The sequence below is a fragment of the Xanthomonas albilineans genome (assembly GCF_002939705.1).
Taxonomy (GTDB): domain Bacteria; phylum Pseudomonadota; class Gammaproteobacteria; order Xanthomonadales; family Xanthomonadaceae; genus Xanthomonas_A; species Xanthomonas_A albilineans.
Genome location: NZ_MDCB01000113.1, coordinates 1 through 374, shown reverse-complemented (window position 1 = coordinate 374; position 374 = coordinate 1). Strand labels below are relative to the sequence as shown.

Here is a 374-nt window from a genome sequence, read left to right as displayed (position 1 = left end):
CACGGCATCGGCCCGGAAGATCGCATCGCACTGTTCCTGCACCGCGGCGTGGAGGTGATCGTCGCCATCCTCGCCGTGCTCAAGGCCGGCGCCGCCTATCTGCCGCTGGACCCGGCCTATCCCGCCGAGCGACTGGCCTTCATGCTCGACGATGCGCAACCGCGCGTGCTCATCACCCAACATGCGCTGGCGAACGCATGGCAGGAGCGCGACGACATCACCCTCCTCCGGATCGACACGGATACCGACACCTGGGCACAACAACCCACTCACGCACCGCAGCGCACCGATCTGCTGCCGCAACATCCGGCCTACCTCATCTACACCTCCGGTTCCACCGGCACCCCCAAGGGCGTCGTCATCGCCCATGCCCA

General features: G+C 66.8%; 1 protein-coding gene. It reads left to right on the top strand.

Features of this window, described 5'->3' with window-relative positions:
* Positions 1 to 374, top strand: a 374-nt coding sequence (locus tag XalbCFBP2523_RS15995; protein WP_146084161.1) for an AMP-binding protein, incomplete at both ends; no start/stop codon positions are given.